Raw genomic sequence first — 5,089 nt, forward strand, 5'->3', positions numbered from 1 at the left:
CCGCCCCCCCCCGGAGAAATCTTAGCGGCGGATACCCAGGCTGGCGATCAGCTTGGTGTAACGGCCTTCGTCCTTCTTCTTGAGGTAATCAAGAAGCGAGCGACGGCTGGAAACGAGCTTCAGCAGGCCACGACGGGAGTGATTGTCCTTCTTGTGGTCCTTGAAGTGCTCGGTGAGATTGTTGATCCGCTCCGTCAGAATCGCGACCTGAACTTCCGGAGAACCGGTGTCGCCTTCTACGGTTGCGTATTCCTTGATGAGCTCAGCCTTGCGCTCGACAGTGATCGACATCGGACTATCCTTTCTTTCATGAGGATTATGGGTCGCCAAAAGGCCGGGATGTCGTCCAGCCTTGGCCGTGAATGCAAAAGCAGCGCCTGAAGGCAGCCCTTTTACTGGCGCTGCCTATAAACCATTCAGCATGCAATGGGAAGAGGCGATATTCCGGGGCTCCGGTCAGCCGAAAACCCGCTTCGGCCGGAACTCTCCCTGGCCGATCTCGCCGATGGCGACCAGCTTTCCTCGGGCGGTGGCATAGGCCTCCGCTTCGGCGAGCGGTGCATCACGGCCGAGCAGAATAATCGGATTGCCCATCCTCAGCCGGTAGGCCTGGTCGTCCGTCACCTTGAGATGCGGCAGATTGGAAAGCGCCTCGGCCGTGTCGATCAGGAAAGCGTCGAGGGCGGCCAGGCGCTCCTCCCGGTCTTCGATCTCTTCCAGCGCCGTCAGTTCGGAAAGCGGCACCATCCTCTCTTCCGCAAAGGGAGCGACGAAGGTACGGCGCAGCTCGGAGATATGGCCGCCGCAACCGAGATCCCTTCCGAAATCGCGCGCCAAGGCCCGCACATAGGTGCCCTTGCCGCATTCCACCTCGAAATGGGCGCTATCTCCCGTGACGGCGAGAAGCGTCAGGCGGTAGATTTCGACCTCACGGGAGGGGATCTCCACCGCTTCGCCGTCGCGAGCCAGATCATAGGCACGCTCGCCGGAGATCTTGATAGCCGAGAACTGCGGCGGCACCTGCGAAATCGTGCCGGTATACTTCGGCAGAAGGGCGCGGATCGCCTCTTCGTCCGGCCGCAGTTCAGATGTCACCGTCACCTCGCCTTCGAGGTCGTCGGTCGTGCGTTCCTCGCCCCAGGTCACGGTGAATTCGTAGACCTTGCGACCGTCCATGACGTAGGGAACGGTTTTCGTCGCGTCGCCCAGCGCAATCGGCAGCATGCCGGAGGCCAGAGGATCGAGGGTGCCGGCATGTCCGGCCTTCTGGGCGTTGAACAGCCACTTAATCTTAGAGACGGCTTCGGTCGAGCCGAAATCCACCGGCTTGTCGAGGATCAGCCAGCCGGAAATCGGGCGGCCCTTGGGCTTCCTTGGTTTGGACATTCTTCTCTTCTTGTCGTCTTCTTATTCTTCGTCTTCAGCGGATTTTTCGCCGAGATCGCGGCTCACTTCAGGGGATCGCAGAAGTTCATCGATCTTCCTGTAATTGTCGAAGCTGGTATCGTCGCGAAACCGGATTTCCGGCATATATTTCATCTGCCGGAGATGACCGCCGATCCGCCCCCGGATGAATTTCGCATTGCGGTTCAGCGCGTCGATGACGGCCTTGTGGTCGGGAAGCCCGAGGGGCGCCACATAGGCGGTGGCAATCTTGAGATCAGGCGACATGCGGACTTCCGAGACGGAGACAACCGTCTTTTCGAGAAGTTCGTCTCGCACTTCGCCTCGCTGCAGAACCTGCGTGACGGCGGCGCGTACCTGTTCGCCAACGCGAAGCATGCGCTGGGAGGGCGCCGAGGAGGTTGCTTTGGCCATTGTTGTTTCTCTTCTTAGGCGCCTTCGATGCCGGGGATCGTCCCGGATCGGGCGCTTCGTCAAGCAAAGGCGGTCAAATGACCCAGGAGCGGGCAAAGGTCAAGGCGCGCGACGCGCCTTTATCTCCACACGATCCCCATACCGGGCAATATGGTCCGTCAGTCGAGTTTTTCGAGATAGGGCAAATCGTCAGGCTGCATTTCCCGCGTCACCCGACCGATCCGGTCGATGGCGCGTTCACGCGAGACCTGCAGATGCCGCTTCAACGATTGGGCGGCTTCCGCCACCCGCCCCGCCTCCAGCCGCTCCACGACCTCCATGTGCTCCGGCAGGAAGGGCTCGGCGCCGAACAGCCGCGGCATCCAGCGGTAGAGGAAGCTGTGAGCCACCAGAAGCGCCTGTGGCAGGCTGACCGCCTGCATCAGCGTGCGATTGCCGCAATAGCCGAGAAGCGTGACGTGCAGCTCCTGCTCCAGCCGGTCGAGATCGGGGCCGGCCAGCTCTCCGGCATTGGCGATCGCCTCTTCCAGGTGGCTGCGCATGCCGGCGAGAAAGCCATCCGGCAGACGGGGTGCCGCCTTTTCCAGCGCGACCGGCTCCAGAAGCCAGCGCAGTTCGTAGAGCTCGCCTACATGATCCGGCGTCATGGCCGGCGCGATCCAGCGGGCTCGATCGTCCTTGCGCACGACGCCACGCTGCTGCAGCCGTCCGACGACATCGCGCGCTACGGTACGGCTGACATCATAGAAGCGGGCGAGCTCGGTCTCGTTTACCCGCCATCCGGCAAAGGAGCAGCGGGCGGCGATCTCACTTTCCACCTCGCCATAGATACGTTCCCAGCTCGAAAGCTGGGTCAGGCGCAGGTCGTCACCCGCCTCCGCTAAGGGCGCAGCTTCGGTTGAAGCGGGCGGCGCGGCGGCGCGATGAACCGAATAGCCGCGGCCCGAGGACTTTTCGAGTAAGCCTTGCCGTTCCAGCTCCGCCAGCGCCTGGCGCGCCGGCGCCCGGCTGATGCCGAACTGTTCGGCAACCGAGGATTCGCTGAGGCGAGCGCCTGGCCCAAGAGCGCCCTGGGCAATTTGTCCTGCCAGAATATCGAAGACCTGCTGGTAGAGGCGCGGAACCGTGCCGCCCGGCACCTTCGGTCCCTGCCGCTCCGCACCGGGCATTCGGCTTGCGGCCATATTCCCTCCCCGCTGTACCATCCCGGCCATTCCGATTTTGTCCCGGAGGGCGACATAGCGCCTTCGTTCATTGCTTTTTCAATATCCGCACGGATCAAAATAACAGTTCCATCGAATGCGTTCAATTCGCGTGGGTAAGCCACCCTCCTGACTTGTCACCCAAAAACCGCTTGCCAAATGGCACGCGGCGTATAGTGTACACATAAGACGTTTTGACCGCAAAGAGAGCGGCTCCCTTGGAGGAGGGAATGGCGGATCGCCTGGCAAACAAGCGCGCCTTCGTGACCGGGGCAGGCCAAGGAATTGGCCGGGCCATTGCGATCGCCTTTGCGGAAGAAGGCGCCGAGGTGGTCGCGACCAGCCGCACGCTCTCGAAGATGGCCGATCTGCCGGACATCTCTCTACGCATCCAGATCATGCAGCTCGACGTTACCGACGGCGCTTCCGTGCGCTCCAGCGTGGACGATGCCGGACATATCGACATTCTCGTCAACTGCGCCGGCTGGGTGCACAACGGCTCCATCCTCGATTGCGACGAGCAGGACTGGCAGAGGAGCATCGAGCAGAATGCAACCACGGTGTTCCGCACCATGAAGGCAGTGCTGCCGCAAATGGTGAGACGCGGCAGCGGGGCGATCGTCAATGTCGCCTCGGTCGCCTCCAGCATCACCGGCATAGCGAACCGTGCGGCCTACGGCGCCAGCAAGGCGGCCGTGATCGGGCTCACCAAGGCCGCCGCGCGCGACGTGATCGCGAGCGGCGTGCGCGTGAACGCGCTCTGCCCCGGCACGACGCTTTCGCCCTCTCTCCAGAACCGCATCGATCTCGCCGACGATCCGGACGAGATGCGGCGCACCTTCATTTCCCGCCAGCCGATGGGCAGGCTCGGAAAGGTGGAGGAAATGGCCGCAGCCGCCGTATTCCTCGCCAGTGACGAAAACGCATTCATGACGGGCCATGTTCTCGTCGTCGATGGAGGACAGACCCTATGAAGCTTGCCGCCCACCCTCCCGCCGAAGATGGAGTGATCCATGCCCCCCTGGAGGCGGTCGACCGCTTCTGCCGGCAGGTCTTCGAGGCGATCGGCGCGGATGCGGCAACGGCGGATGCCGCGACGCGGGCGATGATGCACGGCTCACGTCTTGGCGTCGACAGCCACGGCGTGCGCCTTCTCAATCATTACGTGACGGTGATGGAGGGCGGCCGCGTCAACAAACGCCCGGATGTTCGGATCGTGCAATCCTTCGGCGCAGTCGCATCCCTCGACGCGGACCACGGCCATGGCGCGCTTGCCGCCTATCGCGCCATGGAACATGCCGTCGAGCTTGCGGGGAAATTCGGCATCGGCGCGGTCTCGATCCGCAACAGCTCGCATTTCGGCCCGGCCGGCGCATTTGCAATGGATGCCGCCATGAAGGGTCATGCCGGTCTCGCCTTCTGCAATTCCGACAGTTTCGTGCGCCTGCACGACGGCGCGATGCGCTTCCACGGCACCAATCCGATCGCCTTTGCAGTGCCGGTCACGGGCGACAATCCCTGGCTTCTGGACATGGCGACCAGCGCGATCCCCTATAACCGGGTCCAGCTTTACCGCAGCCTCGGACGCGAACTGCCGCAGGGCGTCGCCTCCGATGTGGACGGTAACGACACCCGCGATCCGGCGCTCGTGGAGATGCTGGCGCCCGTCGGCGGCGAGTTCGGCTTCAAGGGCGCGGGGCTCGGCGGCCTTGCGGAGATACTAAGCGCCGTCTTTTCAGGAATGCGGCTTAGCTTCGACATCCTGCCGATGAACGGTCTGGACATTTCGACCCCGCGCGAGCTTGGCGCCTTCGTGATGGCGCTGAAACCCGGCGCTTTCGTCGGCGAGGAAGTCTTCCAGGCCGGCATGAAGCGTTATCTCGACACGCTGCGCGCCTCACCAGCCAGAGAGGGGCTCAAGGTGATGGCGCCGGGAGACCGGGAATGGGCCGTGGCCGCCGAACGTGAGAGAACGGGCGTTCCGCTCGATCCCGCCACGCGCGAGGCGTTCAGGAATTTCGCAAGCCGTTTCGACGTCGTGCCGCCCTTTGCGGCCTGATGTCCGCCCT

The 5,089-nt window shown here is 63.1% G+C and carries 6 protein-coding genes; 2 read left to right on the forward strand and 4 right to left on the reverse strand.

Annotated features, from left to right (window positions below; translation table 11 throughout):
• Window positions 1-21 precede the first annotated feature (21 nt).
• The 4 genes from rpsO to ACE04I_RS07870 form a co-directional block, all read right to left on the reverse strand.
• Complete coding sequence (rpsO, locus tag ACE04I_RS07855; protein ID WP_046793802.1) at window positions 22-291, reverse strand: 30S ribosomal protein S15; 270 nt, start codon at window positions 289-291, stop codon at window positions 22-24.
• Between the two features lie 165 nt (window positions 292-456).
• The gene (gene truB, locus ACE04I_RS07860; RefSeq protein WP_487206921.1) at window positions 457-1,386 is read right to left on the reverse strand and encodes a tRNA pseudouridine(55) synthase TruB; all 930 of its coding nucleotides are present in this window, start codon (window positions 1,384-1,386) and stop codon (window positions 457-459) included.
• Between the two features lie 21 nt (window positions 1,387-1,407).
• Window positions 1,408-1,818 (reverse strand): 30S ribosome-binding factor RbfA, encoded by a 411-nt coding sequence (gene rbfA / locus ACE04I_RS07865; RefSeq protein WP_046793800.1) that lies wholly within the window; start codon window positions 1,816-1,818, stop codon window positions 1,408-1,410.
• 158 nt (window positions 1,819-1,976) lie between these two features.
• Window positions 1,977-3,002: a GntR family transcriptional regulator gene (locus ACE04I_RS07870; protein WP_487206922.1), complete on the reverse strand. Its 1,026-nt coding sequence runs from the start codon at window positions 3,000-3,002 to the stop codon at window positions 1,977-1,979.
• Between the two features lie 248 nt (window positions 3,003-3,250).
• Between ACE04I_RS07870 and ACE04I_RS07875 the strand changes: the two genes are divergently transcribed.
• The gene (locus tag ACE04I_RS07875) at window positions 3,251-3,994 is read left to right on the forward strand and encodes an SDR family oxidoreductase (protein WP_487206923.1); all 744 of its coding nucleotides are present in this window, start codon (window positions 3,251-3,253) and stop codon (window positions 3,992-3,994) included.
• Entirely contained in the window at window positions 3,991-5,079 is a 1,089-nt protein-coding gene (locus ACE04I_RS07880) for an Ldh family oxidoreductase (protein WP_487206924.1), read from the forward strand. The genes ACE04I_RS07875 and ACE04I_RS07880 overlap by 4 nt, the downstream gene beginning before the upstream one ends.
• Window positions 5,080-5,089: the final 10 nt, after the last annotated feature.

The organism is Rhizobium moroccans (genome assembly GCF_057559155.1).